The following is a 25,267-nucleotide window of genomic DNA, read 5'->3' as shown; positions in this document are numbered from 1 at the left end:
TTTGATAATGCGTTCGCTCATATCCGGGACTCCATGAAATCGTAATGATCTTGCTCAATAGCCACAACTACGATTTTGATTTGTTCTAATTCTTTGATGTATGATTCAATCTTGTTGATTTCTCTTAGTGATCTAGTTGCGTTCTCTGCATAAGCAATAGCTGATGGAATATCGCACTCTTTCAAAGCCGCTGCTTCTTGTTCTCGGCAATACTTGTAGCAATCCTTTTCTTTTTGGAATCTTTCGAAAATGTTTATCATATAAACCCTCCTAATTTGATAAAACCTGTGATTAACGGTGCTGATGTTGTGGCAATATCGACGGCTGCATATAAAACCATAAGCATTTCCGGATTATTGGTTATCTTGCACCATTTGAGTAAATCCTCGGCCTTCGTTTGAATCCTCCCAGTCTCTAATTTGGCTATATTGCTTCGGGTCATCCCCATTAATTTAGCCATGCAAGTCTGTTTTAATTTGGCTTCTTTACGCATCTTGGTTAAAGCTGCAGGTATCTCCACTTCTCACACCTCCCTTCATGTTCGCAATACGAACATATACAGAATGTTCCGATAGCGAACCGCATTGATAGGTTAATAGAGTTATAATGTAATTAACCAATCCCTCAGTTGGTTTCTAGTTTGCTTGTTTTAATAGATTTACACGCTCGATGTTTTCGGACGCATTCGCCCACTTGATCACCTCATCTCTTGGGTATCTTGCGTTCACAATTTTTGATTTCGGGAAACCACTCATACGAATGATGTTTTCCACAGATGCTTTAGAGACTTGAAAATAGTCTGCAACATCTTCTTTTTTGAACATTGGAGGATAAGATTGATTAGTACGTGCATCATCAAGACCTTGGTTATAAGCTCGTCTGCACAGTTCTTTCAATCTTTCCTCAAATAGTCTGGCTTCAAGTTCTTGGATTTCTTGAGTCATTTAGGTCACTCCTTTATATGAATGTAATGGTGCAGTAGGTTTCTTCATCGTTTTTAGATGCGAATACTACAGCATCATTTGATAGGTTTGTATGATAATTGTTTTCTGTAAAAACTAGCGTTGCTTCTGGTGTAAAGATAGATATTACTTGATCGTAGTCTTCAACAAACTCTAACTTCACCATGCCAACAAATGCTTCTATATGAAGAAATGGTTCACTTTGGAAATCATAGTGATAATATTCAACATTTATTTTAGTAGTGATAGTATCCAGGCTTTCTTGCAACTTTTTATAACTAGTTTGAAATGAATTAAATTGTTTGATTTTTGACATTAAATAACCTCTCTTTTTGATTGGTTTAACATCTTATCAGCAACTCTTACTCCGTCCTCTAAACGATTGACTATAGATAGATATTGTGGTGCTGATAAGCTTTTCAAATTGTGTTTTAATGCATAATTGGTAATTAACATCTTTAAGTTTGTTCTGTACGCTGTGTTGAATGATTTTCTAAAATCCCTCCATGCAGTTGAATAAGAAATTCCATTTTGACCAGCGTATTTTTGTATCATCTTATTTAATCTTTGTTGTAAATCACCGACAGTATCCAAATTATCGTAGTTGTCCATCCGATGTTTTAAAGTTTGGTTATCTTGTTTAATTTGCTTGATTTCTTTTTCTTGATTCACAAATTGTTCAGCGAACATTAACATCATTTCAGCTTGTGATTTTGGTTGTTTTACTCTCGAACGTTTTTCAACTTCAATGAAGTATTTTCTAATTGCTCGCCCTTGTTCGTTGTTCTCGACCATCGCAATTTCTTTTGCGGTATCAATAAGAAGTAAATATTCAGTTGAAGGTCTACCACCTGTACTTTTTCCTAAAGTTATGAAAAAGTCCTCTCCTTCAACAAATCCATAATTATCAATGCGGCGTTTAATCCAATCTGTGAATTTCTGTTTGCTAAAAAGTTGAGTATGCAACTCTTTTGCACTCACTAACTTTTCACCGGATTCATTTTCATACACAGGCAACATTTCATTTGCGATTGTTTTTAATTGGTTCATAAAATTACCTCCTGTTTTTTGTTCTATTTACAACTTAACAAATGGGGTATTTTCCAATTTGCGTTACAAATTGTTTTATCTAGTTTTATTTGATTTTTGCATTTACCATTATTTTCAATTTTATTTTCATACAGTTTTATTCAGTTGTATTTCTCCCAGAAAATATTTCCATAAATGGATATTTAGCAACAAATGCTTGTCAAGCACTTTTTATAAATCAGGAAAAATTTCTTCATAATTCAGATCAAATATTTCTTGTAATGAAAGTGATATTTCTAATCCCGGTTTCATTCGTCCGTTTTCTAGATATGAAATAGTCGCTTCCGAACAACCGATAATCTTAGCTAATTCCTTTTGAGAAAGTTTTTTCTTCTTTCTCTCTTGAATCAATCTGGTTCTTTTCGGACCTTTGATACTGTGATATTCAAGACTTGGTGGTTTTGATTTTTTCATTTTGCACCTCCTATACGATTTGTTCACATCGCTTTGGCTTATCACACCCAAGCAACAGCACCTAACGTTATGGCGTTACCTATTGGCGCTGCTCAGTATCGCTTTTGATACGTCGTGGCATGCTCCGCTCCTTTAGATGTTGTTGCTTGGATGTGATGACGATGTGTTAAATTGCATTAATTGCAAGTTCATCATCAAAAAAATATTCAATTGGTAAATCGAAGTAATTGGCTATAGCGTGAATCTCTTCGGCGGAAAATTTTTGCGCTCCTGACTCTTTTCTGTGATATGGATAAAGAGATTTTAATCCTAATAAATTCGCCATATCTTCTTGGGATAAACCTTTATTTTTACGTATATCTTTTATTTTTTTCAGATTTACTTTCTTCATTTAATCACCTCTTTCTATTGCACTTTTTGCAATTCGTTAACCAAATTATATATTGCATTTTTTGCAATGTCAATAGTTTTAATGCATATTTTGCAATTTATATTTGCAATAACTGCAAAAATGATATATTAGGTATAACTTAAAGCTTGGAGGAGAAGGCTTTGGATAATATATTAGGAAAAAGAATTAGAGCGACAAGAGACAAAAAGAATATAAAACAAAATGAATTGGCGAAAGTACTTGGGGTGACTCCTTATCAATTATCGAGATATGAAACAGGAAAAACTAAACCTGACCCTGATTTAATAGCTGATATAGCTGATCATTTGGAAGTAACTACTGATTACTTACTGGGAAGAACAGACACTCCAGAATCATTCCAATATTTACAAGCATCCGGTAGAGCGAATAGAAGACTTGATTATTATAAAGACAAAATAGCCACAGAATATCCGGATGTAGATTTAATGTTCAAGGATTTAGAATCATTCACTGCTGAGGAAATGAAAGAAGTATATGAATACATTAAGTTTAAAAAGAGCCAAAAGAAATAGAGAATGGCTTTGATATAGATAATATTTAATTGAGGGGTCGATTATTTGAAGAAATACTTATTTTTATTGATAGGAATGGCGATGCTTCTCGCGGCTTGCGATGATAGTTCTGAAGGTGATACTTCTGAGGAAGAAAATAACGGATCTCGAACCGAAGAGGTTGCTGCAGAAATAAATAGTGAAGAAGCGAATACAGAGGAAATGGGTAAAAGGGATGCGTTATATTATTTAGAGGAGATTACAAAGAGTTCTTTAAATATTTCTTACCTTACTGATGGTGACGGAGAAGCTGAGATAAAACAACTTTTGACAGAAGGAATAGATAATATAGATACTGCCATTAAAGATATAGAGAAAAATTTTAATTCTGAGGACCCTTTAACTAAAGAAGTTGTAGAAGTTGCCGATTTTGTGAAAGAGGCTTCTGAGAAGTATCTTGATGATAATGATTTTGAAGCTCTTTCTAATGCATCTGGAGAAATTGGATATATGGTAGGTGTAATAGCCCGTAATTACCTTGATAAAGAACTCCCTCCTACAATAGCAAGAGTATCAGAAGATTTTAGTGAAGTAGATGAATCTGAAAGTAATGATAAAGGTCAATTAGATAAACAAGTAAATGAAGAGTTAGAAGATTTCATCGAAGAATATAACCGCTACGGTTCACAGTTAGATGGTTTTGAATTACTCGATCCAAATTCCTTTGAAGATAGACAAGAAACTGAATTCGGAACATCTCAAGTATTACACTCTTCGGATGATTATGTGATAAGAGTTGCTTATGACAGCGACAATGAAATAAATAGCTTTGCTGTAGGGGTAGTTGATAATGAATCAGGAAATGCATTTTCTTCTCTATTTTTTGTTGGAGAAGTCTTGGGAATAAATAATGATAGTTTAGTAGTTGCTATGTCAGAAACACTTGACGAAAGACGTAATCAATATAATTTCAGTGAATCAGGTTATAAAGTTACGATTTTTAATGAATTAGAAAATCAGTCATCAGAATTGACATTATCAGTTTGGTTTGAAAAAGAGTAATTAAAACAACAAACCACATCAGCATCAGATGAAATCAAGAAATATAAAAATCTATTAGATGCAGGAGCAATCACTGAAGAAGAATATAACCAAAAAAAAAGCAATTACTAGATTTGTAGGGGGCGTTTCTAAATGGATTTTGATTATTTTAGAGACATTAGTAAATTAATGGAGTCCGATCCTTCACAAGCTATTGAAAAGTTAGAGAGATACGAAAACAATTCAAAAAAATATCCGGTTAATTTGCATTATGCATACAACGAAATGATTAAAATCTATTACAAAAGAAGAGATGACGAATTTTTCCTAAATAAATGCATTGAGATTTGTAAGAAAGATATAGAATTATATCCATTGTTCAAGGAAAATTATATTGATAGCGAACTCAAAAAATTGCGACAAGCCATTAGCGTTTATGAAGAAATGGAATCAGATATGGGTTTAGATATGACGTCGAGAATAGCTGAAACAAAGGAAGAAATTAAAAACTTTGTATATCCTGATTTTTTTATCCCTTCTTTTAGTAAATTAGCTATTATTTATGAAAAACAAAAAGAATACGAAAAAGCTATTGAAGTATCTAAGTTAGGTTTGGAATATGGGCTTAGCGATGGCACACAAGGTGGTTTTGAAGGTAGGATAGATCGATTAAAAAAGAAACTTAAAAATCCACCAAAACCAGTAAAACCTCCATCAGACATAGCTATTAAAAAGCAAGCAGAATTAGAATCAGCATCTACTAATATCGTTAGTAAACAGCATATGAATAATCAAAAAGGCTTTATGATTACTTTCTCTAAATCAACTTCTAAAAATTTTGAACGAGCTTTATCTCTTGCGCAACAGGCTGATCAGTTTGAAATCTCAACTCATAAAAATCAAGAAATCTATCAAGCACTGTTTCATCACGATAACTATTTAAATTTCATTACACTATATGAGTTAATAGGTAACTGGAAGTCAACTTTTGTATTTAAAGATGGAGAAATGATGGATAGAAAGGTGCTAGGGCAAATAAATTATTGCTACGGGGACAAAATAAGGACAGGCAGCGACTCTTTTTGTTATGGAGCGTCTATGTTTACAGAAAACCCTTTTGGTTGTCACAGATTAATGATTCATTCTGGACAACGGCCATGGTATGAGTGGAAAAGAGGAGAAGATAACAAGTATGTATACATAGATAAAGAATCCATGAGAAAGCAAATTGATGAAAGAGCAAAAATATATCATCATTGCCCTGCTTTTGATTATAAAAAAATAATGGCTGTATTGAATGATTTACCTAACAAAATTGATAAAAATTCAAATTATTACAAGTCATTACACGAAAGAAATCATGTTCATAATATTACTATAAAAATTGATACTGAACAAAAACCACCAATAGAAACTACTAAAAAAGAAACAAAGAAGAAAACAGGTTGCGCTTCAACAGCATTACTATTAATTTCTGTACCCGGAATCGTTTTGAGTTCGATTTATTACCTTTTTTAAAATATGTCAAAAGAGAAAAGTAGGTGGTAATAGTGAAGTTCAAAAAACCAAGGTCTCCTATTTCTAAAGCGAAATCTAGTGTAAAAAGAAAAGTTAAAAAATCAGTGACACCTGGTTATGGTAAAGGCGGAGCAACTGCTATAAGCAATCCTAAAAAATATGTTAAGAAAAAAGTGCTTGGACAACCACTTTCAAAAAAGAAGAAAAAAGGAATTTTTTCGTTGTTTAAGTAATTAACATTTAGACAAAAAAACTATAAAATTTAATAAATCAACTGAGGGCGTATTTAGGTACGTCTTCTATTTTAACCTTGAAACGAACATACATTCTTACAATCGGGGGTTTTAGTTTGTATTCTCACCTAGAAGATTACATTTATGAATTATATTTAAAAATTGGCATCACCAAACCAAGTGAGTTGGACATGCAAGTAATAGCTAAAAAATTAGAAATAGAGATTTTGTATAAAAGGAAAGCATACATGCTGGATGGTGAAATATTTTTAGAGCCTGGAACAACTAGAGAGCAATGGATGGAGTTTGGTCATGAAATTTGTCACTACCTAAGGCATTGCGGCAACCAATTAAACATGCACCGATTGTTTATTGACCTGCAGGAATATCAGGCGGACTATTTCGCTTATCATTTTTGCGTCCCTACATTTATGCTGGAAGATTTAAAAGTAAATTGTGTAGCCGACATTATGAAACATTTTAATGTAGATTGTGAATTTGCGTTAAGACGATTAGAAATGTACGAAAATAAACAAATCGATTATAGCCCGAATTATGCTACTTATCAAATAGCGGAAAATCAAAATAACAGAAACTATTAAATAATTATCAAAACTAATTACAAGGAGTGCATCATTATGATAAGAGATAGAGAAATTAGAAATGGAGAGGTCGGAATCTTTTTAGAAGAAATGCTTGAGATTGCAAAGAAAACCAACCAGCGAGGAGTATTTATAGAATTGAATAGAATACTGGAAATGTTAATCGGTCATTATTTTATGGGTAACAATTATGAAAATGATGGCATGGAATGATCACGAGAAGATTCGAAAATTATGGCTTACCAATTATTAAACACGTTGCATTTTAACGAAATGATTTTAGAAAAAGAGAAAAAAGGATGGATGATATGAAAATCACATCATTAGAAGAGAAAATAGAAAGCTATGGAAGAAATAGTGGTTATACCTGTTGATGGTTCCATCTATCTTGATGATGGAGAGTTAATCGGGGACATAGTTACTTATAAAGAAGTTCCTAAATACTTTTTAGAGGATGAAGGTGATTTATAATGGCAAGCTTTAAAAAGTACAAAACAAAGAGTGGTGAAAAATGGTTATTTAAACTTAGAACTGTACACGATCCAATAACCGGCAAAAAGAAACAAACTACAAGGAGAGGTTTTGATACTAAACCGGAGGCAGAAAGAGCTGCAAGGGAACTGTTAAATGACCTTGATTTAGGAAAAACAGTTTACGACAACCCTATTACTTTTAATGAGTTTGCAATGAAGTGGCTGGATATCTATGAAAAAGAACGAAGTGTTAAACCGGGAACTAGACGCATAAGACAACACGAAATCAATAATCTTAATACGCACTTCGAAAATATACGCATGATTGATATTACTTGGAATGTCTATCAAGAAGCATTGCATGATCTACAAGAAAAATTCGCTTATCAAACTGTGCACGGTATCCATACTACCGGGAAAATGATATTTAAAAAAGCAATGCAATTAGAAGTGATTAAGAAAAACCCTACAGAATATGCATATTTAACAAGAAAAAAGAAAACCGTTGAAGAATTAGAAACAACGGCTTACTTACCAAAATATATGGAGAAAGGACAACTAGCATACTTTTTATTAACTGCAAACAGTGAAGGTCTCGATCTTGATTTTGAGGTATTTTTAACATTAGCCTATTCAGGGTTACGCGTTGGAGAAATGTGTGCTTTAAAAGAAACAGACTTGATAAATGAAAACGGCCATTATTTTCTAAAAATAACCAAGACTTATTACAATCCTAAAAATAATATTATTGATTATCAAATTCTCACGCCAAAAACAGAAAGCTCTGTCAGAACTATTGATATTGACAATAGAGTTGTTAAAGCCCTCAAAGAAGTAATAGAATTAAATCATCAATTAAAAAATGAAGTTGGAGAAGAATATCATGACGAAAACTTTATATTTGTTAATCGGAATGAGAATTATGGGTATCCTATCTATCCTAAATTAATCGATTCTCGAATGAAACGAATCTTAAAGAAAACAAAGGAATTGAATCAAGAGTTATCTCCACATACATTGAGACATACTCATACTTCCTTATTAGCAGAGGCTGGCGTTCCGTTAGAGAGAATTATGGAGAGGTTAGGTCATTCTGATGATAAAACAACAACCAACATATATTTGCACACAACTGAAGAAGTAAGAAAAAGAGACTCCGAAAAATTCGGAAGTCTCATGAATAATTTGCTTGATTTTTAATGAAATGTGGTCAAAATGCGGTCATTTTTATTAGTATACCGTTCAAACCATTGCTGTATCAGCGTTCTGCGAATGACTTACATCATCCCAGGCATACCGCCCATGCCGCCCATATCAGGCATTCCGCCGCCTTCATTTTCATCCGGCTTATCTGCTACGACAGCTTCTGTAGTTAAGAACATTGCTGCAACAGATGCTGCGTTTTGAAGCGCGTAACGAGTTACTTTCGTTGGGTCTACGATTCCAGCCTCAACCATGTTTACCCATTCGTCTGTTGCTGCATTGTAGCCGATGCCTACTTTTTCGCCTTTTAGACGCTCTACAATGATAGAACCTTCCAGTCCAGCATTATGAACGATTTGACGAACCGGCTCTTCTAGTGCACGAAGTACGATGCTCGCACCAGTTGCTTCGTCGCCTTCTAAGCTAAGTTCGCTTACTTTTCCGTGGATGTTCACAAGGGCAGTACCGCCACCAGGAACCATTCCTTCTTCTACACCTGCACGCGTAGAGTTCAGTGCATCCTCAATGCGAAGTTTACGTTCTTTCAATTCTGTTTCTGTAGCTGCACCAACTTTAACGACAGCAACACCGCCAGCTAATTTTGCCAGGCGCTCTTGTAATTTTTCTTTATCGAAATCAGAAGTTGTTTCTTCTGCTTGTGCACGGATTTGTGCCACACGGCTGGAGATTGTTTCTGGGTCTCCTGATCCTTCTACGATTGTTGTATCATCTTTGGTTACGACAACTTTAGAAGCACGTCCTAATTGCTCAATGCTTGTTGATTTAAGATCCAGTCCAAGGTCTTCTGTAATTACTTCTGCACCAGTCAGTACAGCGATATCCTCAAGCATTGCTTTACGGCGGTCACCGAATCCTGGAGCTTTCACAGCTACCGCGTTGAATGTACCGCGTAATTTGTTTACTACTAAGGTAGCAAGTGCTTCGCCTTCAACATCTTCTGCAATCATAAGAAGCGGTTTGGCTTGTTGAACAACTTGTTCTAACACTGGCAGTACTTCCTGGATATTTCCAATTTTCTTATCTGTAATCAAGATATATGGATCTTCTAGTACAGCTTCCATTTTATCTTGGTCAGTAACCATATAAGGAGAAGAGTATCCGCGATCGAATTGCATCCCTTCTACTACTTCAAGCTCTGTGTTGAAGCCTTTTGATTCTTCAATGGTGATAACACCGTCATTGCCTACACGTTCCATTGCTTCTGCAATCAATTGACCTACTTCGCCGTCGCCTGAAGAAACAGCTGCAATTTGGGAAATTGCTTCTTTGCTTTCGATTGGCTGAGAAATGCCTTTTAATTCCTCTACAGCCAATGCTACTGCTTTTTCAATACCGCGGCGGATTCCAACTGGATTTGCGCCGGAAGTTACGTTTTTAAGTCCTTCACGAATCATTGCTTGAGCAAGTACAGTTGCTGTTGTTGTACCGTCACCGGCAACATCGTTTGTTTTAGATGCTACTTCGGATACAAGCTGTGCACCCATGTTTTCAAATGCATCTTCTAATTCGATTTCTTTTGCAATGGTTACGCCATCATTCGTAATCAGCGGGGAACCGAATTTTTTATCTAGAACCACGTTGCGGCCTTTTGGTCCTAAGGTTACTTTTACTGCATCTGCTAAGGTATCGACACCACGCAGCATTGCGCGTCGTGCGTCTTCACTAAATTTAATGTCTTTAGCCATGTTAATCTTCCTCCTTCAAATTGATTCACGGTTTCATTAAAGATTCATCGTATATTTTTGATTAGCCTACAATCGCTAAAATATCATTCTCACGAAGAATTAAGTATTCTGTACCTTCATATTTCACTTCGGTACCAGCAAATTTAGAGAAAATAATGCGGTCTCCTTCAGAAACTTCCAGTGCCACTTTTTTCCCATCTTCCACACGTCCAGATCCTACTGCAACTACTTCACCTTCTTGCGGTTTTTCCTTTGCAGAGTCTGGAAGTACGATTCCGCTTGCTGTTGTTTCTTCTTGTTCAACAAGTTTGATAACAACACGATCTCCTAATGGTTTAATCATGTAGAATTGCCTCCTTAATCCCAAATCATTTTATTTTTTATTAGCACTCTATACACTTGAGTGCTAACTCCAATTATTATAATAATTAATTCTTGGAAAAAATGCAAGCACGATGATGATAAATTTTTAGAAAAACTTGTATTCGCTTGTTCTTCAGCGAATCCTTCGTTTTTCTTATACTGCTCCATCGTGTTAGAAAAACTTAGATTCGCTTGCTTTTCAGTGAATCCTCAGTTTTTTTATACTGCTCCATCGTGTTAGAAAAACTTGTATTCGTTTACTTTTTGAAGATAACTTCTACTTTTCACTTTCTGCTTTCTTATTTTAACCCTTGTTTATTTTCTTTTTCAATGTTTCATGCATGATTTGATGTATTTTTGATTATAATTTTCAGTAACAGTTGTGTTAGAATATATCCTATGGCGATAATAGTTGAAGGAGCGTTTTTATGACTCGAAGATATACATATGTCATTCTCACATATATCATTATGCAATTTTCTGTTTTACTTATGGCCCCGCTGATTACATCCATATTTGGTGTAAACCTTGCGCTTGCCAGTATTTATTGGTCTGTCTTTAGTTTCACTCTTGGCCTTGTTATTGTTCTCTGGCTCTTAAAGCCTGATATGCAGGTCCGGGCTCATCCCGATGCTGTCGGGATCGGCGGTATTATTGTCTGGTCTGTTCTGGGAATTATTATGGCCCTTCTTTCACAAGGGCTGGCTGCCACCATTGAAATGGAGCTATTTGGAATCGATCCCGGTTCAGAGAATACCCAAGGCATTATGAACATGGCACGGGCTGTGCCAATTTTTATTGTTCTTCCGGCAATTTTGGCGCCTATTTTAGAAGAAATCATTTTCCGGAAAATTATATTTGGTTCGCTGTATAAAAAAATGAACTTTTTCTTTGCGGCTTTAATTTCTTCTCTTATTTTTGCCGTGATTCATACAGATTTTCTGCATATACTAGTATATGCTGCGATGGGCTTTGTTTTTGCATTCCTTTATGTACAAACAAAACGAATTCTTGTACCTATCATCGTACATGCCGGGATGAACACCCTTGTCGTGCTGGCTCAGCTTTCCTTAGATCCAGAAGAAATTCAAAAACGACTTGACCAATTACAACTCATATTCTTTGGAGGTTAACATGCATCAGCCTTATTTAATAAAAGCCATTCTTTATGTTTTATTCGGTGTTTTATTTATTTATGTCGGGGTTCTCAGCAAGGGAGAATCCGTCTGGGATACAGTTCCCCTTATATTCGCCGGATTTGCAGCTTTAACCTTCTATGCCGGCTTCCGGATGCTGCGATTCTATTTTAAAGTAAAGAATAAAAAATAAAAAACTAGCTCTTAGGCAGGAAGCTTCTTAAATTTAGAAGTTCTGTAAAGAGCTAGTTTTTTGCAATTAGAAAGCAGAAGATTGGTTAAGAAAACATTATGGAGCTTCTGTGCATATCCTACTCCTCTTCTAAGGAATAATGCTTCAAAAAGTATACAAGTGATTGCAATTCTACTGTTAAATCAATGTGATGGACACGAATATAGTTTGGAACGGTAATACGTGCCGGCGTGAAATTAAGAATACCTTTAATACCGAGCTCCACAAGGCGGTTCGCAGCGGCATCTGCTTCTTCTGCAGGTATTGTTAAAATAGCAACTTCAATTCCGCTTATTTTATCCTCTAATTCATTCACATGATACACGGGAACACCGCCAACTTCCGTGCCTACCTTGGAATCATCCGTATCAAACGCCATCGTGATACGAATATTATTGTTCTTTAAAAAGTTATAATGCAAAAATGCAGTTCCCAGGTTTCCAACACCAATTAAAGCAACATTCGTTATCTCATGCTGGTCCAGTGTACTTTTAAAGAACCCTAATAGATACTCCACATTATATCCGTATCCTTTTTTCCCAAGTGCACCAAAATAGGAAAAGTCTCTGCGGATCGTTGCAGAATCTACTTTAACAGCCTCACTTAACTCTTTGGAAGATACACGCATCTTCCCTTGCTGATATAAATTATTTAAAAATCGGTAATATAAAGGCAAACGCTTTGCTGTTGCCTGCGGGATTTTATTTTGTTCCATTTGAAACGGCCTCTCTTCAATTACTAATGTATAGGAAAACTTACATGTTAAATTATTTCATTTTTTGTACATGGATACTGCCATAATTTTACACGTTCGCTTTCATTATGTTGTAAATAACGCATTTATTCAATAGTACACACTCTATTATATAATTTTAACAGAAATACAGCCAACATAGCGAACTTTATTATAATTTTATTGTAGCTTCTATTTGGATACGTTACACTGATAGAAGGTATTACTTTCCTTTTACAGGATGGTTCAAGAAGACAGGATAAGCAATAACATGCTCGTCACCTTATTTTCATGTGCTTTTTGAACAGCTTTTTTTACGAGTCAGAAAGGATGGCAACGATGATTTTAATGCAACTAAATGGAATCTCTAAATCCTTTGGAGCAGAAGAGATTCTAGCTAATATAAAAATGGAAATAAAAGATAATGAACGGATTGCAATAGTCGGCCGCAATGGAGCCGGAAAGTCAACACTTCTCAAAATCATGGCAGGAGAAATGCCTTATGACGGCGGTGAGATCTTCCAGCCGAAAGACCTGACATTCGGCTATCTCTCACAGCATATGACGTTAGAGTCCGGAAAAACCATCTGGCAAGAGATGCTGGATGTATTTTCGCCTCTGCTTGCCATGGAGAAAAAATTACGTGAACTGGAAGCACAGATGGCAGACGCCTCCAATATGGAAGCATCTGATTATCAACAGCTGCTCGAAAGATATGATACGCTTCAAAATGAATATCAATCAAATGGCGGATATACGTATCAAGCGGAAATAAAATCTGTGCTCACCGGGTTGTCCTTTGGTGATTATGATTACGATACATTAATTACCGATTTAAGCGGCGGACAGAAAACAAGACTTGCCCTCGGTAAGCTTCTACTGCAAAAACCGCAGCTGCTTATTCTCGATGAACCGACGAACCACTTAGATATTGACACACTTACATGGCTCGAAGGCTATTTAGTAAGCTATCCAGGTGCTATCATTATTGTTTCCCATGACCGCTACTTTTTAGACAAAACTGTATCAATTGTTTATGAAATTTCCAGACATCATTCTAAAAAGTTCCACGGAACATACAGTAACTACTTAGCTCAAAAAGCGCTTGATTATGAGCAGGAGAAAAAAGAATTTGAAAAACAGCAGACAGAAATTAAACGGATGGAAGATTTTATTCAGCGTAACTTAGCACGCGCTTCTACGACGAAACGTGCCCAGAGCAGACGGAAAAAGCTTGAAAAAATAGATCGTCTTGATCACCCAGCCGGTGATGAATCCTCCGCATCAATTTCCTTCCAAGTGAACCGGCAGAGCGGAAATGATGTATTAAAAATAAAAGATTTAACCTTTCAATATCCTGATACGGATCAGCCGATTTTCAAAAACATCACGCTGCATGCTAACCGGGGCGACCGTATCGCATTGGTAGGCCCAAACGGTGTCGGCAAAACCACCTTATTAAAAAATATTGTCGGCAAGTATCTGGCAAATCAAGGTGAGATCCAGCTCGGGACGAATGTTCAAATCGGCTACTACGATCAGGAGCAGGCAAACCTTCACTCAAATAAAACTGTTCTGCAGGAGCTGTGGGATGATTATCCATTGATTAATGAGAAAGACATTCGTACAATCCTCGGGAATTTTCTATTCTCTGGCGAGGATGTCTTAAAACCTGTGTCCGCCTTAAGCGGCGGTGAGAAATCAAGGCTTGCTCTGGCAAAATTAAAAATGCAAAAAGCAAATTTGCTTATCCTTGATGAGCCGACCAACCATTTGGATATCGACAGCAAAGAAGTATTAGAAAGTGCTTTAATTGATTTTCCAGGAACTATTCTTTTTGTTTCTCATGACCGTTATTTTATTAACCGGATTGCCGATCAAGTTGCAGAAATGCAGGCAAGCAGTGTAAAAATATATCTTGGTGACTATGATTATTATTTAGAGAAAAAAGCAGAGGAAGAGGAACGAAGGCTGTTACAGCTGCAAAATCAGCAGAAGGTAACAGAAGAACCGGCAGCTTCAGCAAAAAAACGCAGCTTTCAGGAAGAAAAACAGCGTCAGCGGGAGGAACGCAAACGCAAGCGCCGTATTGAAGAGCTGGAAACAAGCATTGAACAGCAGGAAGAAACCATTGCAGCCATTGAACTGGAGATGACCAAGCCAGACGTCTTTGATGACCATAAAAAGACAATGGAACTAACCAATAAATTATCGGCTTTAAAAGAAGAGTTGGATCAGTTCATGGAGGAATGGGCAGAATTAGAAGAGAATTAAGCAATTGATATAATTTTCAGATTGTTGTATACTGAAAACAGGCAGAACCAATGCCTGTTTTTTTACTTAAATCAACATAGTAAACTATTCAATTCGATAAACGGAGGTTGTTATCCCGTGGCGATACCCATCGTTACTTTTTTAGTTTTCATTCTTGCCAGTTTGATGTACTATGCTATCAAAGAAACAATGCTGTCTCAATCAACCGCAGCAGAAGTACGTTCCCATTCCTTTCTTCGTTTCCTTCGCTTTGCCGTGATATTTATCGGCCTTTTCAGCAGTGTATGGCTTACTGCGGCTGTCACTCTTCCGCTTGGTCAGGCTTTCTTTCACTCGGTTTTACCTTTTTCACAAAATCTAAATGAGTTTATGATTCTTTTTGGCTCCAGTCTGCTTTTATTTGGCTTGTGGGTCAGCTTAGGACAACTTTTGCCTAAATGGCTGGCAAATCATCATTCTCAGTTTATTGCACAAGGATTATCTCGGCTGATTCCCCATACCTTTACGAATAAAATGAGTGAGGAAGCAACATGGTCAGATAATCATCAGGAAGCTCAAAATATTATCGAATTCAGCGGCAAGGATGTAGGTGAAATTGCAACGCATCGTACGGATTTAACCGTTCTGCAAATAGATGCAACCATGGAAGAAGTATTTGCTGCTGTGCAAGAAACCGAATTTACAAGAATACCAGTTTATGATGAAGATATTGACGAAATCGCTGGGATATTACATGTAAAAGATTTCTTTCGAAGTATGAAATCAGGTGGATCTCCTGCTTTCTTTACTCTTCATCATATTATTCGCCCTGCTGTATACATCAGAATGAATCAAGAAATGGATGAAGTTTTTAAGGATATGAGGGAAAGAGATTACAGCATCGCCATTGTTCTCGATGAATTTGGAGGAACATTTGGGTTAATTACTTTGGAAGATATTATCAGAGACATAGCGAAAGACTTGTTAGGAGAACAGAAGTCAATGGCAACAGAGTCAAAGGACATCCTGCCGCTTTCCGGTAATCGTTATCTGATTAACGGGTCGGTCAGCCTGTTTATATTAGAGGGAACACTTGGAATCACTTTTCCAATCGATACACCGCATCAGACGTTGGACAGCTTTTTATCGGAATTAATGAAACAGCAGCCTGACAATCCAAACACGATACACTATAAGCATTTATTATTTACTGTACATTCTGCAAAGGACAATCCTATTGAATCTGTGGTTGTTACAGTATATGATGAGGATTTGATGGGACAGCAATTTACCGGCTGATTTTATATAAAATAGAAAGAAGTGCTTGGATATGGTATTCCAAGCACTTCTTTCTATTTTAATTACATGTTCAAATTTTGTTCCTGATGCCATCCTTTTATTTAAATAAATAGTCATTCTGTATCGTTTCTTCCACAGCAACGCGATAAACGACCGCCATACCCAGCATGGTCGACATCACCGAACTTCCTCCGTAGCTTATCAGAAGCAAAGGAATCCCGGTAACTGGCATGATTCCTACTGTCATGCCAATGTTTTGAAAGACGTGAACAAGCATCATGCTCAAAAAACCAAAACAGAAATAAGCGCCAAATGGCGAGTGCTTATAAATATTTAAGCCGAGCGTTACCAGTTTATATAAAAGCATAAAATAAAGCAGAACAACAAAAGCGCTGCCGACAAAACCAAAGCTTTCTCCAATAACAGAGAAGATAAAATCAGTTTGGGCTTCCGGATAATTTACTTCCACGCTTCCTATTCCCTTACCAAATAATTGCCCTGACCCGAGCGCCATATGTGAGCGTTCAAAGTGATAATTAGCATCTGGTGACTGCTGTGACGGGTCAAACCATGTCATTACACGATCAATTTGATAGGGCGCTACTCCAATTGTCTCTTCCGCAAATTCCGGAAATTCAATGATAACGAATAAAGCACTGGCTATAACAGCAACTCCTACAATAATTAGAGAAAAGATGATTCTCCAATTAATCCCGGATAAAATAATCAGCATGCCGGCAATAAATAAATATACCATGGCCGTACCGAAATCCGGCTGCAGCATAATTAAAAATACCGGGATAGCTGTATACAGTAATAGCTTACCAAGAAGCTGTATATCAGTCTTTAACGTACTTACTTCAAATTTTTCTTTATGTCTGCTGATGACTGCCGATAAAAATAATATAGTTGATATCTTAACGAACTCTGCCGGCTGCAGCGTCAATCCTGGTATAAAGGTATACCAGCTTTTCGCACCGTTTATTTCTCTCGCAATAAAGTCTGGACTGATAGGGATAAGCGCCAGCAGCACAACCCCGCCTATATAAATGTAGAGGCTTGTTTTATATAACTGCTCTAAGTCTAAAAACTGAATAGCAGCAATCATACCGACTCCAATTGCGTAAAAGAGCATTTGCCGTATCAGAAAGTTTGTACTATATTGTTCCAGCTGCTGTGCATTGTACACGGCCAGAAAGCTTATTATTGCGAAAGCAATCAATAATAAGATTAAATCGGTTTGAAAATAATAATTTTGTTTTTTATTCATCGGATTCCCACCAAATTTCTCCTGTCGCTACCCTTGATTTTCATGAGCCAACCTCATAAGATAAGCTGTTATCATTAATGATAAATTCAACATAATCCATTATGTTACATAAAAATCAATCTGCATTCTTGCAAATCACAAGCTTTCATTATTTACTATTTCTATTCTAACATTAAAGAAGGATTTGCGTTTAAATCAAGTGCTTTAAATTTTTCTTTTTCATACAAAATCGTTCCGGCCGCCGCAATCATAGCGGCGTTATCTGTACATAAATGAATCGGTGGAATGTACAATTCCGTATCTGTATGATTAAAACGATTTTTCAAGCTTTGCCGCAAGCCTTTATTCGCTGCAACACCGCCCGCAACAATGACCTGTTTCACCTTATACTCCTGTGCTGCCCGGTATGTTTTTTCAGTCAATACGTCAATTACACTTTGTTGAAAGCTCGCAGCAACATCTGCGGGATTCAGGGTTTCCCTGCGCTGTTCAGCGTTATGGAGCGTATTGATAACTGCTGACTTTAAGCCGCTGAAGCTAAAGTCATAGCTTCCTTCTTCCAGCCACGCACGCGGGAAATCAATCGTATCCTTCCCTTCTGCACTTAAACGGTCAATTTGCGGCCCTCCCGGGTAAGGAAGCTTCAGCATTCTTGCTACTTTATCATAGGCTTCTCCAGCCGCATCATCTCTTGTTTCACCAATTAATTCATAATCATAATGATCTTTCATAATAACCAGCTCTGTATGCCCTCCAGAAACAATCAGGGCCAATAACGGAAAAGCAAATTCATTTTCTAAACGGTTTGCATAAATATGCCCGGCAATATGATGAACACCAATAAGCGGTTTATTTTTTGCAAAGGCAAGAGCTTTCGCAGCATTGACCCCGACAAGAAGGGCGCCTACTAAGCCCGGGCCTTCTGTGACTGCAATTGCATCGATATCCTCCCAGGTTACGTCCGCCTGATTCACTGCTTCCTCTAAAACCATCGTCATTTGTTCGACATGATGTCTGGAAGCTATTTCAGGAACCACACCGCCGAATCGCTTATGGCTTTCAATTTGTGAGGCAACCACATTTGAAAGTATTTCACGTCCGTTCTTTACAATAGATGCAGCCGTCTCATCACAGCTTGTTTCTATACCCAATATCATTGTATCTTTTTTCATTTTAAATTCACCCACATTACAATAGCATCTTCAAAATTATCCGTGTAATAATGCTTTCTAATCCCGCCAGGTACAAGCCCGAATTTTTTGTATAGAGATTGTGCAACGGTATTTGAAACACGAACCTCTAAGGAGAGACGCTCCACCCCGTTACCGGTCATAAATGTCGTAACATATCCAAACAGCTTTTCCCCGATTTTGCGCCCGCGCATATCGGGATGAACAGCAAAATTTGTAATCTGCCCATCTTCAAATACAACCCATGAACCAATATAGCCGACAATTCTGTCCCTTAGGCAGGCTACAAAATAATAAGCATGATCATTTTCACATAGCTCTTTATGAAAAATCTCTGCATCCCACGGTCCTGTAAAAGCAGCTTCTTCCACTTCCATTACTCCCGGAACATCCTCCAGATTCATCTGACGAATAACAAGCTCACTCATGAATCTGCTTGTTCCTTCTGCTGTTTTTGCCAATTTGCTTCTGCCTCTGCCAAACGAAGATAGTTCGGAACGAGCGCATGCACAGAATCAGCTTCTCTTTCTCTTCCCAGCAAAGCCAAGTGGGCTGCTCTCGGGAGCTGGAATGATGAATCAGCAATCACAGCCTTATCCTGTAAATGCTCTTTAATAACTTCTTTAAATGCCTCGATATCCTGGCTTAAGAACAAAACGTTTTCTCCCGTTTCTTTCAGTTTTGCCAGCCATTCTGTCATTAAAATATTTTCTTCTTCCATTACCGTTTCAAGCTCTCCATTTTTCCATCGATACGCCCCTGTATAAACTAAACCGCGTCTGGCATCAAAAAACGGACAAATGATTCCATCAAATAAAATCCCCTGGTAAGCGAATGCTTCCAAGCTCGATACACCGATAACCGGTATGTTTAACGCCCAGGCCATTGTTTTGGCTGTAGCCAGACCAATTCGAACACCTGTAAAAGAACCGGGGCCTTTCGCAACGACAATACGGTCTAATTCAGATGGAGTGATATGTACATCCTGCATCAGCTTTTCCACCGCCGGCATTAAACGTACGGAATGGTTCTTAGCAATATTCGTAGTGATTTCACCGATTAATTGTTTATCTTCTAATAATGCCACACTTAAAACCTGATTGGAAGTATCCATCGCAAGTATTTTCATAAAAAAACTCCTAACTTAATGCTTTGACAACTTGTTCAAAATGCTCCCCGAAAGGAGTAAGTGTTATTTCACGCTGATCCGCATCTTCTGTATAATGCAGTTTGATATCCAGCCGTTCCCTTGGAAGAAAATCTTCAATAAAGCTTGCCCATTCAATCACAGTGACACCATCTCCAAAGAAATAGTCATCAAAGCCGATATCCTCCATCGAATTTTCCAAACGATACACATCCATATGATAAAGCGGCAAACGCCCACGGTATTCCTTTACAATTGTAAAAGTCGGACTGCTGATATTCCGCTTGATATCTAATCCCTGTGCCAGACCTTTTGTAAACGTCGTTTTCCCGACACCTAATTGACCTTCAAGCGTCAAAACATCGTTCGGCTGTAATTTTTCAGCCAGCCGGCAGGCAAAATCCTGTGTATCTTTTTCTGTTTTTAATAGCCTCTGCATCAACGCATTCACCTACTTTAAATGTGTATATCCACTTTTCATTAATTTTTTCGTCTCTCCATGCGTCTGAATGAGAACACATGGCTCTTCTGCTTCACGGACATAGCCAATCTGCTGGATAGGCGTATCTGTCTGGACAGCAATTTCCTGTACTCGCGGCCAATGCACCTCTGACACAGTCCCCAGGAGCTCAAAGTCTTCTCCTCCTGACAGCTTCCAGTCATACTGCTGCTCTTTGGAAAACTGTTGAAAACTGTTAGAAACAGGAATTTTTTCTTCTATAATTGTAAGCTCCACATTGGAAGCCTCTGCTATTTCATTTGCTTCACTTGAGATACCATCACTGATGTCATTTAAAGCCACACGGTCTATCTCACATAATCCTGATGCCAATGCCACTCTCGGATTCGGCAGGCGATGACGTTCTATATAGTAGTCTTTATCTTTACATTCCTGTCCTTGCAGCAATATCTCTAATCCTGCTCTGGAATCTCCTAAGGTTCCAGTCGCAAAAACAATATCATTTGGCTCTGCATGGCTTCTGTATCTTGCTTTATTCTCTGGCACGTAACCCATTGCTGTAATCGAGATCATCAACCGTTCACTCGATACCGTATCTCCGCCAATCAAGTCCATTTGATACATCGATGCCAATTCATGCATTCCTTGATAAATCTCCTCTAACGCTGATTGTTTCCATTTTTTTGGGATACACATCGACACCAAATAAAAGGCGGGCTCTGCTCCCATAGCTGCTAAATCACTAATATTGGCAGCCAGTATACGATACCCAATATGAAAGGGAGCCATTGTTTCTAAGGAAAAATGGATATCTTCCACAAACGTATCTACTGTGGTGACAATATCAGATGTGCTGCGGAAAACAGCAGCATCGTCCCCGATTCCTTTAATCAATGCAGGTTGATTATATGTATTGGGTTTAATGGCGTTAATAAATGAAAATTCATCCATGCTATCACCAATTCCTTTATTTTCTACTATTTATCATAGCAAATCAACGGCAAAAAATAAAAATTTATGTCATGCAAATCAATATAAATTATTCCGACGGCCTGTTTTTCTTATTTTCACACACCTAAGCATGCTTGCTTCATTTATTGCATTAAAAAAACACATGTTTCTCATCGGAAACCATGTGTCGCTGATTACTATTATTTTTAAAAATCATGGCGGTCCGGACGGGACTCGAACCCGCGACCTCCTGCGTGACAGGCAGGCATTCTAACCAACTGAACTACCGGACCTAAGTATGTATTCTCTCTTATCCAGTACTTCGATGGTGAATCTGGATCTTATTTGGTTGCGGGGGCAGGATTTGAACCTGCGACCTTTGGGTTATGAGCCCAACGAGCTGCCAGACTGCTCCACCCCGCGATGTGAATAATCAATTTTTTTCAATGCCTTATTTAAGGACAAGATTTATTATATCTCTTTTTAGAGAATAATGCAATACCTTTTTAAAACTTTTTCATTTTTATTTGCTTATCTATAAGTTTATCCAGTAGAAGCGTTATTTATAACTGTTTTGGAGAATGATGAAAGATTGTTTACAAGCAGTTATATGTTTTCTTTAAAACAGTTATTATCATTTAAAACAGCATCTGATACAATTTGTTAATAAGTGACATTTATCTTATATACATTTCTAGCTTCAAAAATTATTAAATAAGAAATAAGGAGAATATTGAATTGACTTTTTTAACCCTTTTTATCCTGATTTTGCTAATCATACTTCCACTTATTGCATATGTTTTTTTCTCAGTCTATAAAGAAAAAAAGCTTAGATTACTTTCTTATTACTTAATGGAAGCTATTACTATTTTATTGCTCACAACGATTGGTCATATGTATTATTATTACGTTTATAATTTGAATGTTTTACCAAATACTAAAAATTTAAATACGATGATTTTTATCCTATTAGGCGTAACGATCATCCTCTATATTTTTAACAGTATCTCCAGCAGATTAAAAAAAACAAAAAAAGTATCTATTCAAGCGGTCGCTGTTTTCTTTCTCATCATATTACTCTTTCTCATCATATTACTCTTTCTCACTTGGATAATTCCTTTAGGACATAAATATTTATATGTGAACAGGCTGGATACAAAAGAGGAATTATTTGCAAACCCAAATGAAAAAAGTGTAGTGACAGATGAAGATAAGAATATGATGGTAGCACTCATTGACTCATCATACGATCCATTAACGCGGCCGCGTACCGGCAGAACATATGATAATTATTTTCACATAAGAAATAACGGAAGCACTCCATATAACGGAAATATTTACTTAACACTGTTTAATGAAGATAATGAGACTACCGATGTAAAATTGTTTAAAGATGTAACCGTTGGTTCAAATTCTGAACAGCTCCTTATCGAAACAAGAAAAAATTCGTTTCAGGCCAGTGAGTGGAACGAGCAGTCTTTTACTACAAAGCAAAAGGTTGAAACCTTTGAGGCGTTGATATCAGGCAAATAAATCGTTTATCTGATAATGCCTGAAAGATGAATAGACATTAATAAAACGCTTATTTCATCTATTAGATTAGACAAAATAAGCGTTTTTCAGAGCATGTTATCAACTTGACTTCAGTATGGAAAAGAAATTGATATTTTTTATATTCCTTTATCAGTCTCTTTTACTAATGCACATATTTTTTTATAATCAGTGTCTGTACAATCATAAACATTCCGCCGACAGCCCAATACAAAGGCAAAGCCGCAGGTGCATTTAAAGAGACCACTCCAATCATAATCGGGGATATAAAGCTCATAACAGCCATTTGCTTTCGCTGCGTTTCATCCATACCAATCAGACTCACTCTTGCTTGAAGATAGTATATGAGTACAGCAAAAACAACAAATAAAATATCTGTTTCTCCTAAACTAAACCATAGAAATGAGTGCTCAGCTATTTCCGGAGTCCGCATAATAGCATAATAAAACCCCAGAAGAATAGGCATCTGAATGATTAGCGGCAAACACCCCACAGCCATCTTTACCGGATTAAAATCATGCTTTTTATAAACTTCACTAAGCTCTCTCTGCATGCTTAGCTGATCTTCTGTACTGCTCTTTCCTTTATATTTCTTTTGAATCTCATCCATCTCAGGCTTCATAACTGCCATTTTCTTTTGCGAGTCTTTACTATTCTTTGACTGGCGAATAAAGAACGGCATTAACACAAATCGGATAATAATTGTAATCAATACAATAGCAATTCCATAGTTACCCTGAAATAAAGAAGCAATCTTTTTTATTAGCAGAGAAAAGGTATATACAAAATAATGATCAAAGAACCCTGTTGATGAACTGTCAATAGGTGTGTTATTACCTCCACACCCTGCAAGTACAAAGACTAACAATATTACTAAAAAGAAAAACCTGTATTTTTTAAAGGCTGTGAGTAAGCCATGTTTTCCCATAATTCTCCTCCTCTTATTTTAAACTCATTTTTAAAATAAGAGGATACATTGTCCATTTTATCATCTTTTTGGTCGACTCTTTTAAATGTGATGATGAGCCAAATCAGAAAGGGTTCATTAATAATTAAGGTCTTTCTCATTTGATTCATATTAATTTTAATATTTTGGTGTTTACTGCCAAAAGAGTATTCATAGATAACCGGAGTATTATGATGCAGATTAACAAAATACATAATTCCCATCGTCATCAAAATAACACCAAAATACATATAAAAGATGGAAGAATCTATGAAAGCATTATTAAACAATTCCAATAACATACTTACTCACCTCCTTCACATATTAATGTTTAAGCTGATTATAATTATATCAAAAAAACAAACGATTTCCTATCTGCATCTGCTTTCAGAACTAGAGAGTTTATTATTGGTTTCTTTTTTGTATTGCTTCAGTCAATAGAGTAAAATAATAAAAAAAATACTGGACTACACTGATACAAAAGGAGTTGACGGGCTATGACAGGATATATTGCATTGTTACGAGGTATTAATGTAGGCGGAAAAAATAAGATTAAGATGGCGGAATTGCGAGAATCCCTTACAGCAATAGGTTTAAAAAACGTTCGAACATATATACAGAGTGGAAATATCTTATTTCAATCCAATAAGCAGGAAAAAATTATTAAAGAGGAAATAGAATATAAAATAATGCAAGATTATCAACTTTCCATTCCTGTGATTTTGAGAACCTCCGAAGAATGGGAACAAATAATGAAAGCTTGCCCCTTCTCTGCAGAAGAGATCACAAAAGCTGAAGCAGATTCTATAGGAGAGAGTCTCTATGTAGCTTTTTTTTCCAAGCAATCCGTCGAAAGATAATTTAGTAAGTTTACAAAAATTCCAAAATGAAAAAGAAAAATATCATATTCAAAACAAAGAAATCTATCTTCTATTTTATGATAGTATCCATAACTCTAAACTGGCAAATCAACTTCAGAAACTAGATACCCAATCTACAACTCGTAATTGGAAAACAGTTAATAAATTAGCAACAATGTCCAAAATAACGGAATAAAAAAGGCTAAGGTAAAAGCATTTAAACTTGATAAACTTCGAAATATTGATTATACGAGTAATTGCAACACTTTTAGCCAGTCAGACAAGCTCATATATATACTGAGCTTGTCTTTAGTGTATTAATTAATGTTTACTTATGCAAAAAAGAGCTAAGCATGATGCTTAACTCTTTTTCAATATGCCTGGCAACGTCCTACTCTCGCAGGGGGAAGCCCCCAACTACCATTGGCGCTGAAGAACTTAACTTCTGTGTTCGGCATGGGAACAGGTGTGACCTCTTCGCTCTCGCCACCAGACCTACACGATGTAGGTCGTTCGATGTTGTCCACAAGGAGGTGGACGGTTTTAATCGAACATCCTTCAATGTTTATCTTGTACAGGGATTTGCACCCTGAAAACTAAATAAGCGTAACGTGACATGAAAAAACTTAGATAAGTCCTCAATCGATTAGTATCCGTCAGCTGCACGTGTCGCCACGCTTCCACCTCGGACCTATCAACCTCATCGTCTCT

The 25,267-nt window shown here is 36.7% G+C and carries 33 protein-coding genes, 2 tRNA genes and 2 rRNA genes; 15 read left to right on the top strand and 22 right to left on the bottom strand.

The window, feature by feature from the left end; translation table 11 throughout:
- Positions 1-17 precede the first annotated feature (17 nt).
- The 7 genes from ACFO3P_RS05675 to ACFO3P_RS05645 all read right to left on the bottom strand — a co-directional run bounded on the left by ACFO3P_RS05675 (position 18) and on the right by ACFO3P_RS05645 (position 2,856).
- Positions 18-260: a hypothetical protein gene (locus tag ACFO3P_RS05675; protein ID WP_379542245.1), complete on the bottom strand. Its 243-nt coding sequence runs from the start codon at positions 258-260 to the stop codon at positions 18-20.
- Complete coding sequence (locus ACFO3P_RS05670; protein ID WP_379542244.1) at positions 257-520, bottom strand: helix-turn-helix domain-containing protein; 264 nt, start codon at positions 518-520, stop codon at positions 257-259. The genes ACFO3P_RS05675 and ACFO3P_RS05670 overlap by 4 nt, the downstream gene beginning before the upstream one ends.
- Before the next feature lie 115 nt (positions 521-635).
- Complete coding sequence (locus ACFO3P_RS05665) at positions 636-944, bottom strand: helix-turn-helix domain-containing protein (protein ID WP_256705833.1); 309 nt, start codon at positions 942-944, stop codon at positions 636-638.
- Positions 945-957: 13 nt separating this feature from the next.
- Positions 958-1,278, bottom strand: a complete 321-nt coding sequence (locus ACFO3P_RS05660; RefSeq protein ID WP_379542243.1) for a hypothetical protein — start codon at positions 1,276-1,278, stop codon at positions 958-960.
- Positions 1,278-2,012 (bottom strand): antA/AntB antirepressor family protein, encoded by a 735-nt coding sequence (locus tag ACFO3P_RS05655; protein ID WP_379542242.1) that lies wholly within the window; start codon positions 2,010-2,012, stop codon positions 1,278-1,280. The genes ACFO3P_RS05660 and ACFO3P_RS05655 overlap by 1 nt, the downstream gene beginning before the upstream one ends.
- A 210-nt stretch (positions 2,013-2,222) precedes the next feature.
- On the bottom strand, positions 2,223-2,465 hold the full coding sequence (locus ACFO3P_RS05650; protein WP_379542241.1) for a helix-turn-helix transcriptional regulator: 243 nt from the start codon (positions 2,463-2,465) through the stop codon (positions 2,223-2,225).
- A gap of 166 nt (positions 2,466-2,631) precedes the next feature.
- On the bottom strand, positions 2,632-2,856 hold the full coding sequence (locus ACFO3P_RS05645) for a helix-turn-helix domain-containing protein (protein WP_339183242.1): 225 nt from the start codon (positions 2,854-2,856) through the stop codon (positions 2,632-2,634).
- Between the two features lie 161 nt (positions 2,857-3,017).
- On the opposite strand from ACFO3P_RS05645, the gene ACFO3P_RS05640 reads away from it, so the two are divergent.
- The 9 genes from ACFO3P_RS05640 to ACFO3P_RS05600 all read left to right on the top strand — a co-directional run bounded on the left by ACFO3P_RS05640 (position 3,018) and on the right by ACFO3P_RS05600 (position 8,456).
- A complete protein-coding gene (locus ACFO3P_RS05640; RefSeq protein ID WP_339183240.1) occupies positions 3,018-3,410 on the top strand; it encodes a helix-turn-helix domain-containing protein in 393 nt (130 codons plus the stop codon).
- A 45-nt stretch (positions 3,411-3,455) separates the two neighbouring features.
- On the top strand, positions 3,456-4,451 hold the full coding sequence (locus ACFO3P_RS05635; RefSeq protein ID WP_379542240.1) for a hypothetical protein: 996 nt from the start codon (positions 3,456-3,458) through the stop codon (positions 4,449-4,451).
- A 33-nt stretch (positions 4,452-4,484) separates the two neighbouring features.
- Positions 4,485-4,562 carry an SHOCT domain-containing protein gene (locus tag ACFO3P_RS05630; protein ID WP_379542304.1) on the top strand — a complete coding sequence of 26 codons (78 nt, stop codon included), beginning with the start codon at positions 4,485-4,487 and terminating at the stop codon, positions 4,560-4,562.
- A 21-nt stretch (positions 4,563-4,583) separates the two neighbouring features.
- Positions 4,584-5,948: a tetratricopeptide repeat protein gene (locus ACFO3P_RS05625; RefSeq protein WP_379542239.1), complete on the top strand. Its 1,365-nt coding sequence runs from the start codon at positions 4,584-4,586 to the stop codon at positions 5,946-5,948.
- A gap of 32 nt (positions 5,949-5,980) precedes the next feature.
- Positions 5,981-6,181 carry a hypothetical protein gene (locus tag ACFO3P_RS05620; protein ID WP_339183235.1) on the top strand — a complete coding sequence of 67 codons (201 nt, stop codon included), beginning with the start codon at positions 5,981-5,983 and terminating at the stop codon, positions 6,179-6,181.
- A gap of 116 nt (positions 6,182-6,297) precedes the next feature.
- The gene (locus tag ACFO3P_RS05615; RefSeq protein WP_379542238.1) at positions 6,298-6,783 is read left to right on the top strand and encodes an ImmA/IrrE family metallo-endopeptidase; all 486 of its coding nucleotides are present in this window, start codon (positions 6,298-6,300) and stop codon (positions 6,781-6,783) included.
- 36 nt (positions 6,784-6,819) lie between these two features.
- Positions 6,820-6,996, top strand: coding sequence for a hypothetical protein (locus tag ACFO3P_RS05610; protein WP_379542237.1), 177 nt, complete (start codon positions 6,820-6,822; stop codon positions 6,994-6,996).
- A 132-nt stretch (positions 6,997-7,128) separates the two neighbouring features.
- Positions 7,129-7,254, top strand: coding sequence for a hypothetical protein (locus ACFO3P_RS05605; RefSeq protein ID WP_379542236.1), 126 nt, complete (start codon positions 7,129-7,131; stop codon positions 7,252-7,254).
- The gene (locus tag ACFO3P_RS05600) at positions 7,254-8,456 is read left to right on the top strand and encodes a site-specific integrase (protein ID WP_379542235.1); all 1,203 of its coding nucleotides are present in this window, start codon (positions 7,254-7,256) and stop codon (positions 8,454-8,456) included. The genes ACFO3P_RS05605 and ACFO3P_RS05600 overlap by 1 nt, the downstream gene beginning before the upstream one ends.
- Before the next feature lie 77 nt (positions 8,457-8,533).
- On the opposite strand, the gene groL is transcribed toward ACFO3P_RS05600, so the two are convergent.
- Both groL and groES read right to left on the bottom strand, forming a co-directional pair.
- Complete coding sequence (gene groL, locus ACFO3P_RS05595; RefSeq protein WP_379542234.1) at positions 8,534-10,165, bottom strand: chaperonin GroEL; 1,632 nt, start codon at positions 10,163-10,165, stop codon at positions 8,534-8,536.
- Positions 10,166-10,226: 61 nt separating this feature from the next.
- Positions 10,227-10,508 (bottom strand): co-chaperone GroES, encoded by a 282-nt coding sequence (gene groES / locus ACFO3P_RS05590; RefSeq protein WP_042532535.1) that lies wholly within the window; start codon positions 10,506-10,508, stop codon positions 10,227-10,229.
- A gap of 448 nt (positions 10,509-10,956) precedes the next feature.
- Between groES and ACFO3P_RS05585 the strand changes: the two genes are divergently transcribed.
- Together ACFO3P_RS05585 and ACFO3P_RS05580 are read left to right on the top strand one after the other, a co-directional pair.
- Positions 10,957-11,661 carry a CPBP family intramembrane glutamic endopeptidase gene (locus ACFO3P_RS05585; RefSeq protein WP_042532533.1) on the top strand — a complete coding sequence of 235 codons (705 nt, stop codon included), beginning with the start codon at positions 10,957-10,959 and terminating at the stop codon, positions 11,659-11,661.
- A 1-nt stretch (position 11,662) separates the two neighbouring features.
- On the top strand, positions 11,663-11,857 hold the full coding sequence (locus ACFO3P_RS05580) for a DUF4305 domain-containing protein (RefSeq protein ID WP_042532532.1): 195 nt from the start codon (positions 11,663-11,665) through the stop codon (positions 11,855-11,857).
- 118 nt (positions 11,858-11,975) lie between these two features.
- Here ACFO3P_RS05580 and ACFO3P_RS05575 read toward each other — a convergent pair whose 3' ends face one another.
- Positions 11,976-12,611 carry a redox-sensing transcriptional repressor Rex gene (locus ACFO3P_RS05575; protein ID WP_042532530.1) on the bottom strand — a complete coding sequence of 212 codons (636 nt, stop codon included), beginning with the start codon at positions 12,609-12,611 and terminating at the stop codon, positions 11,976-11,978.
- A 357-nt stretch (positions 12,612-12,968) separates the two neighbouring features.
- On the opposite strand from ACFO3P_RS05575, the gene ACFO3P_RS05570 reads away from it, so the two are divergent.
- Positions 12,969-14,903 (top strand): ABC-F family ATP-binding cassette domain-containing protein, encoded by a 1,935-nt coding sequence (locus ACFO3P_RS05570; RefSeq protein WP_042532528.1) that lies wholly within the window; start codon positions 12,969-12,971, stop codon positions 14,901-14,903.
- A 117-nt stretch (positions 14,904-15,020) separates the two neighbouring features.
- Positions 15,021-16,181, top strand: a complete 1,161-nt coding sequence (locus ACFO3P_RS05565; protein WP_212928806.1) for a CBS domain-containing protein — start codon at positions 15,021-15,023, stop codon at positions 16,179-16,181.
- A gap of 97 nt (positions 16,182-16,278) precedes the next feature.
- On the opposite strand, the gene ACFO3P_RS05560 is transcribed toward ACFO3P_RS05565, so the two are convergent.
- The 8 genes from ACFO3P_RS05560 to ACFO3P_RS05525 all read right to left on the bottom strand — a co-directional run bounded on the left by ACFO3P_RS05560 (position 16,279) and on the right by ACFO3P_RS05525 (position 21,622).
- Positions 16,279-17,451, bottom strand: a complete 1,173-nt coding sequence (locus tag ACFO3P_RS05560; RefSeq protein ID WP_042532526.1) for an FtsW/RodA/SpoVE family cell cycle protein — start codon at positions 17,449-17,451, stop codon at positions 16,279-16,281.
- Between the two features lie 161 nt (positions 17,452-17,612).
- Positions 17,613-18,623: a tRNA (adenosine(37)-N6)-threonylcarbamoyltransferase complex transferase subunit TsaD gene (tsaD, locus tag ACFO3P_RS05555; protein WP_042532524.1), complete on the bottom strand. Its 1,011-nt coding sequence runs from the start codon at positions 18,621-18,623 to the stop codon at positions 17,613-17,615.
- Positions 18,620-19,102, bottom strand: a complete 483-nt coding sequence (gene rimI, locus ACFO3P_RS05550; RefSeq protein ID WP_306432763.1) for a ribosomal protein S18-alanine N-acetyltransferase — start codon at positions 19,100-19,102, stop codon at positions 18,620-18,622. The genes tsaD and rimI overlap by 4 nt, the downstream gene beginning before the upstream one ends.
- Entirely contained in the window at positions 19,066-19,770 is a 705-nt protein-coding gene (gene tsaB / locus ACFO3P_RS05545) for a tRNA (adenosine(37)-N6)-threonylcarbamoyltransferase complex dimerization subunit type 1 TsaB (protein WP_042532520.1), read from the bottom strand. Before tsaB ends, rimI begins: the two co-directional genes overlap by 37 nt.
- Before the next feature lie 10 nt (positions 19,771-19,780).
- Positions 19,781-20,227, bottom strand: a complete 447-nt coding sequence (tsaE, locus tag ACFO3P_RS05540) for a tRNA (adenosine(37)-N6)-threonylcarbamoyltransferase complex ATPase subunit type 1 TsaE (RefSeq protein WP_042532518.1) — start codon at positions 20,225-20,227, stop codon at positions 19,781-19,783.
- Positions 20,228-20,239: 12 nt separating this feature from the next.
- Positions 20,240-21,199 (bottom strand): thiamine-phosphate kinase, encoded by a 960-nt coding sequence (gene thiL, locus ACFO3P_RS05535; protein WP_042532517.1) that lies wholly within the window; start codon positions 21,197-21,199, stop codon positions 20,240-20,242.
- 216 nt (positions 21,200-21,415) lie between these two features.
- Positions 21,416-21,492: transfer RNA gene (locus ACFO3P_RS05530), tRNA-Asp, on the bottom strand.
- A gap of 53 nt (positions 21,493-21,545) precedes the next feature.
- Positions 21,546-21,622: transfer RNA gene (locus ACFO3P_RS05525), tRNA-Met, on the bottom strand.
- A gap of 315 nt (positions 21,623-21,937) precedes the next feature.
- Here ACFO3P_RS05525 and ACFO3P_RS05520 point away from each other — a divergent pair.
- Complete coding sequence (locus tag ACFO3P_RS05520; RefSeq protein ID WP_379542232.1) at positions 21,938-22,732, top strand: hypothetical protein; 795 nt, start codon at positions 21,938-21,940, stop codon at positions 22,730-22,732.
- A gap of 163 nt (positions 22,733-22,895) precedes the next feature.
- Here the strand turns inward: ACFO3P_RS05520 and yidC are convergent, their stop codons facing one another.
- Positions 22,896-23,678 (bottom strand): membrane protein insertase YidC, encoded by a 783-nt coding sequence (gene yidC / locus ACFO3P_RS05515; protein ID WP_042532513.1) that lies wholly within the window; start codon positions 23,676-23,678, stop codon positions 22,896-22,898.
- Entirely contained in the window at positions 23,624-23,998 is a 375-nt protein-coding gene (locus ACFO3P_RS05510; RefSeq protein ID WP_042532511.1) for a hypothetical protein, read from the bottom strand. The genes yidC and ACFO3P_RS05510 overlap by 55 nt, the downstream gene beginning before the upstream one ends.
- Positions 23,999-24,193: 195 nt before the next feature.
- Here ACFO3P_RS05510 and ACFO3P_RS05505 point away from each other — a divergent pair, with 195 nt between their 5' ends.
- Entirely contained in the window at positions 24,194-24,556 is a 363-nt protein-coding gene (locus ACFO3P_RS05505) for a DUF1697 domain-containing protein (RefSeq protein ID WP_319022592.1), read from the top strand.
- A 378-nt stretch (positions 24,557-24,934) separates the two neighbouring features.
- Here the strand turns inward: ACFO3P_RS05505 and rrf are convergent.
- Both rrf and ACFO3P_RS05495 read right to left on the bottom strand, forming a co-directional pair.
- Positions 24,935-25,050 (bottom strand): 5S ribosomal RNA (gene rrf / locus ACFO3P_RS05500).
- A 132-nt stretch (positions 25,051-25,182) separates the two neighbouring features.
- Positions 25,183-25,267 (bottom strand): 23S ribosomal RNA (locus tag ACFO3P_RS05495); the annotation flags it as partial.

This window comes from Oceanobacillus aidingensis (assembly GCF_042654105.1).
Classification (GTDB): Bacteria; Bacillota; Bacilli; order Bacillales; family Amphibacillaceae; genus Oceanobacillus; species Oceanobacillus oncorhynchi.
Note: the sequence above shows the minus strand (reverse complement) of the source record. Positions and strands in the feature narration are given on the sequence as shown.

What these genes read in the sequence shown, in the direction of transcription:
- ACFO3P_RS05675 (WP_379542245.1), bottom strand. Translation starts at nt 260, where the DNA reads ATGATAAACATTTTCGAAAGATTCCAAAAAGAAAAGGATTGCTACAAG.
- ACFO3P_RS05665 (WP_256705833.1), bottom strand. Translation starts at nt 944, where the DNA reads ATGACTCAAGAAATCCAAGAACTTGAAGCCAGACTATTTGAGGAAAGA.
- ACFO3P_RS05660 (WP_379542243.1), bottom strand. Translation starts at nt 1,278, where the DNA reads ATGTCAAAAATCAAACAATTTAATTCATTTCAAACTAGTTATAAAAAG.
- ACFO3P_RS05655 (WP_379542242.1), bottom strand. Translation starts at nt 2,012, where the DNA reads ATGAACCAATTAAAAACAATCGCAAATGAAATGTTGCCTGTGTATGAA.
- ACFO3P_RS05650 (WP_379542241.1), bottom strand. Translation starts at nt 2,465, where the DNA reads ATGAAAAAATCAAAACCACCAAGTCTTGAATATCACAGTATCAAAGGT.
- ACFO3P_RS05645 (WP_339183242.1), bottom strand. Translation starts at nt 2,856, where the DNA reads ATGAAGAAAGTAAATCTGAAAAAAATAAAAGATATACGTAAAAATAAA.
- ACFO3P_RS05625 (WP_379542239.1), top strand. Translation starts at nt 4,584, where the DNA reads ATGGATTTTGATTATTTTAGAGACATTAGTAAATTAATGGAGTCCGAT.
- ACFO3P_RS05610 (WP_379542237.1), top strand. Translation starts at nt 6,820, where the DNA reads ATGATAAGAGATAGAGAAATTAGAAATGGAGAGGTCGGAATCTTTTTA.
- ACFO3P_RS05605 (WP_379542236.1), top strand. Translation starts at nt 7,129, where the DNA reads ATGGAAGAAATAGTGGTTATACCTGTTGATGGTTCCATCTATCTTGAT.
- ACFO3P_RS05600 (WP_379542235.1), top strand. Translation starts at nt 7,254, where the DNA reads ATGGCAAGCTTTAAAAAGTACAAAACAAAGAGTGGTGAAAAATGGTTA.
- groL (WP_379542234.1), bottom strand. Translation starts at nt 10,165, where the DNA reads ATGGCTAAAGACATTAAATTTAGTGAAGACGCACGACGCGCAATGCTG.
- groES (WP_042532535.1), bottom strand. Translation starts at nt 10,508, where the DNA reads ATGATTAAACCATTAGGAGATCGTGTTGTTATCAAACTTGTTGAACAA.
- ACFO3P_RS05585 (WP_042532533.1), top strand. Translation starts at nt 10,957, where the DNA reads ATGACTCGAAGATATACATATGTCATTCTCACATATATCATTATGCAA.
- ACFO3P_RS05580 (WP_042532532.1), top strand. Translation starts at nt 11,663, where the DNA reads ATGCATCAGCCTTATTTAATAAAAGCCATTCTTTATGTTTTATTCGGT.
- ACFO3P_RS05575 (WP_042532530.1), bottom strand. Translation starts at nt 12,611, where the DNA reads ATGGAACAAAATAAAATCCCGCAGGCAACAGCAAAGCGTTTGCCTTTA.
- ACFO3P_RS05570 (WP_042532528.1), top strand. Translation starts at nt 12,969, where the DNA reads ATGATTTTAATGCAACTAAATGGAATCTCTAAATCCTTTGGAGCAGAA.
- ACFO3P_RS05560 (WP_042532526.1), bottom strand. Translation starts at nt 17,451, where the DNA reads ATGAATAAAAAACAAAATTATTATTTTCAAACCGATTTAATCTTATTA.
- tsaD (WP_042532524.1), bottom strand. Translation starts at nt 18,623, where the DNA reads ATGAAAAAAGATACAATGATATTGGGTATAGAAACAAGCTGTGATGAG.
- tsaB (WP_042532520.1), bottom strand. Translation starts at nt 19,770, where the DNA reads ATGAAAATACTTGCGATGGATACTTCCAATCAGGTTTTAAGTGTGGCA.
- tsaE (WP_042532518.1), bottom strand. Translation starts at nt 20,227, where the DNA reads ATGCAGAGGCTATTAAAAACAGAAAAAGATACACAGGATTTTGCCTGC.
- thiL (WP_042532517.1), bottom strand. Translation starts at nt 21,199, where the DNA reads ATGGATGAATTTTCATTTATTAACGCCATTAAACCCAATACATATAAT.
- yidC (WP_042532513.1), bottom strand. Translation starts at nt 23,678, where the DNA reads ATGGGAAAACATGGCTTACTCACAGCCTTTAAAAAATACAGGTTTTTC.
- ACFO3P_RS05510 (WP_042532511.1), bottom strand. Translation starts at nt 23,998, where the DNA reads ATGTTATTGGAATTGTTTAATAATGCTTTCATAGATTCTTCCATCTTT.
- ACFO3P_RS05505 (WP_319022592.1), top strand. Translation starts at nt 24,194, where the DNA reads ATGACAGGATATATTGCATTGTTACGAGGTATTAATGTAGGCGGAAAA.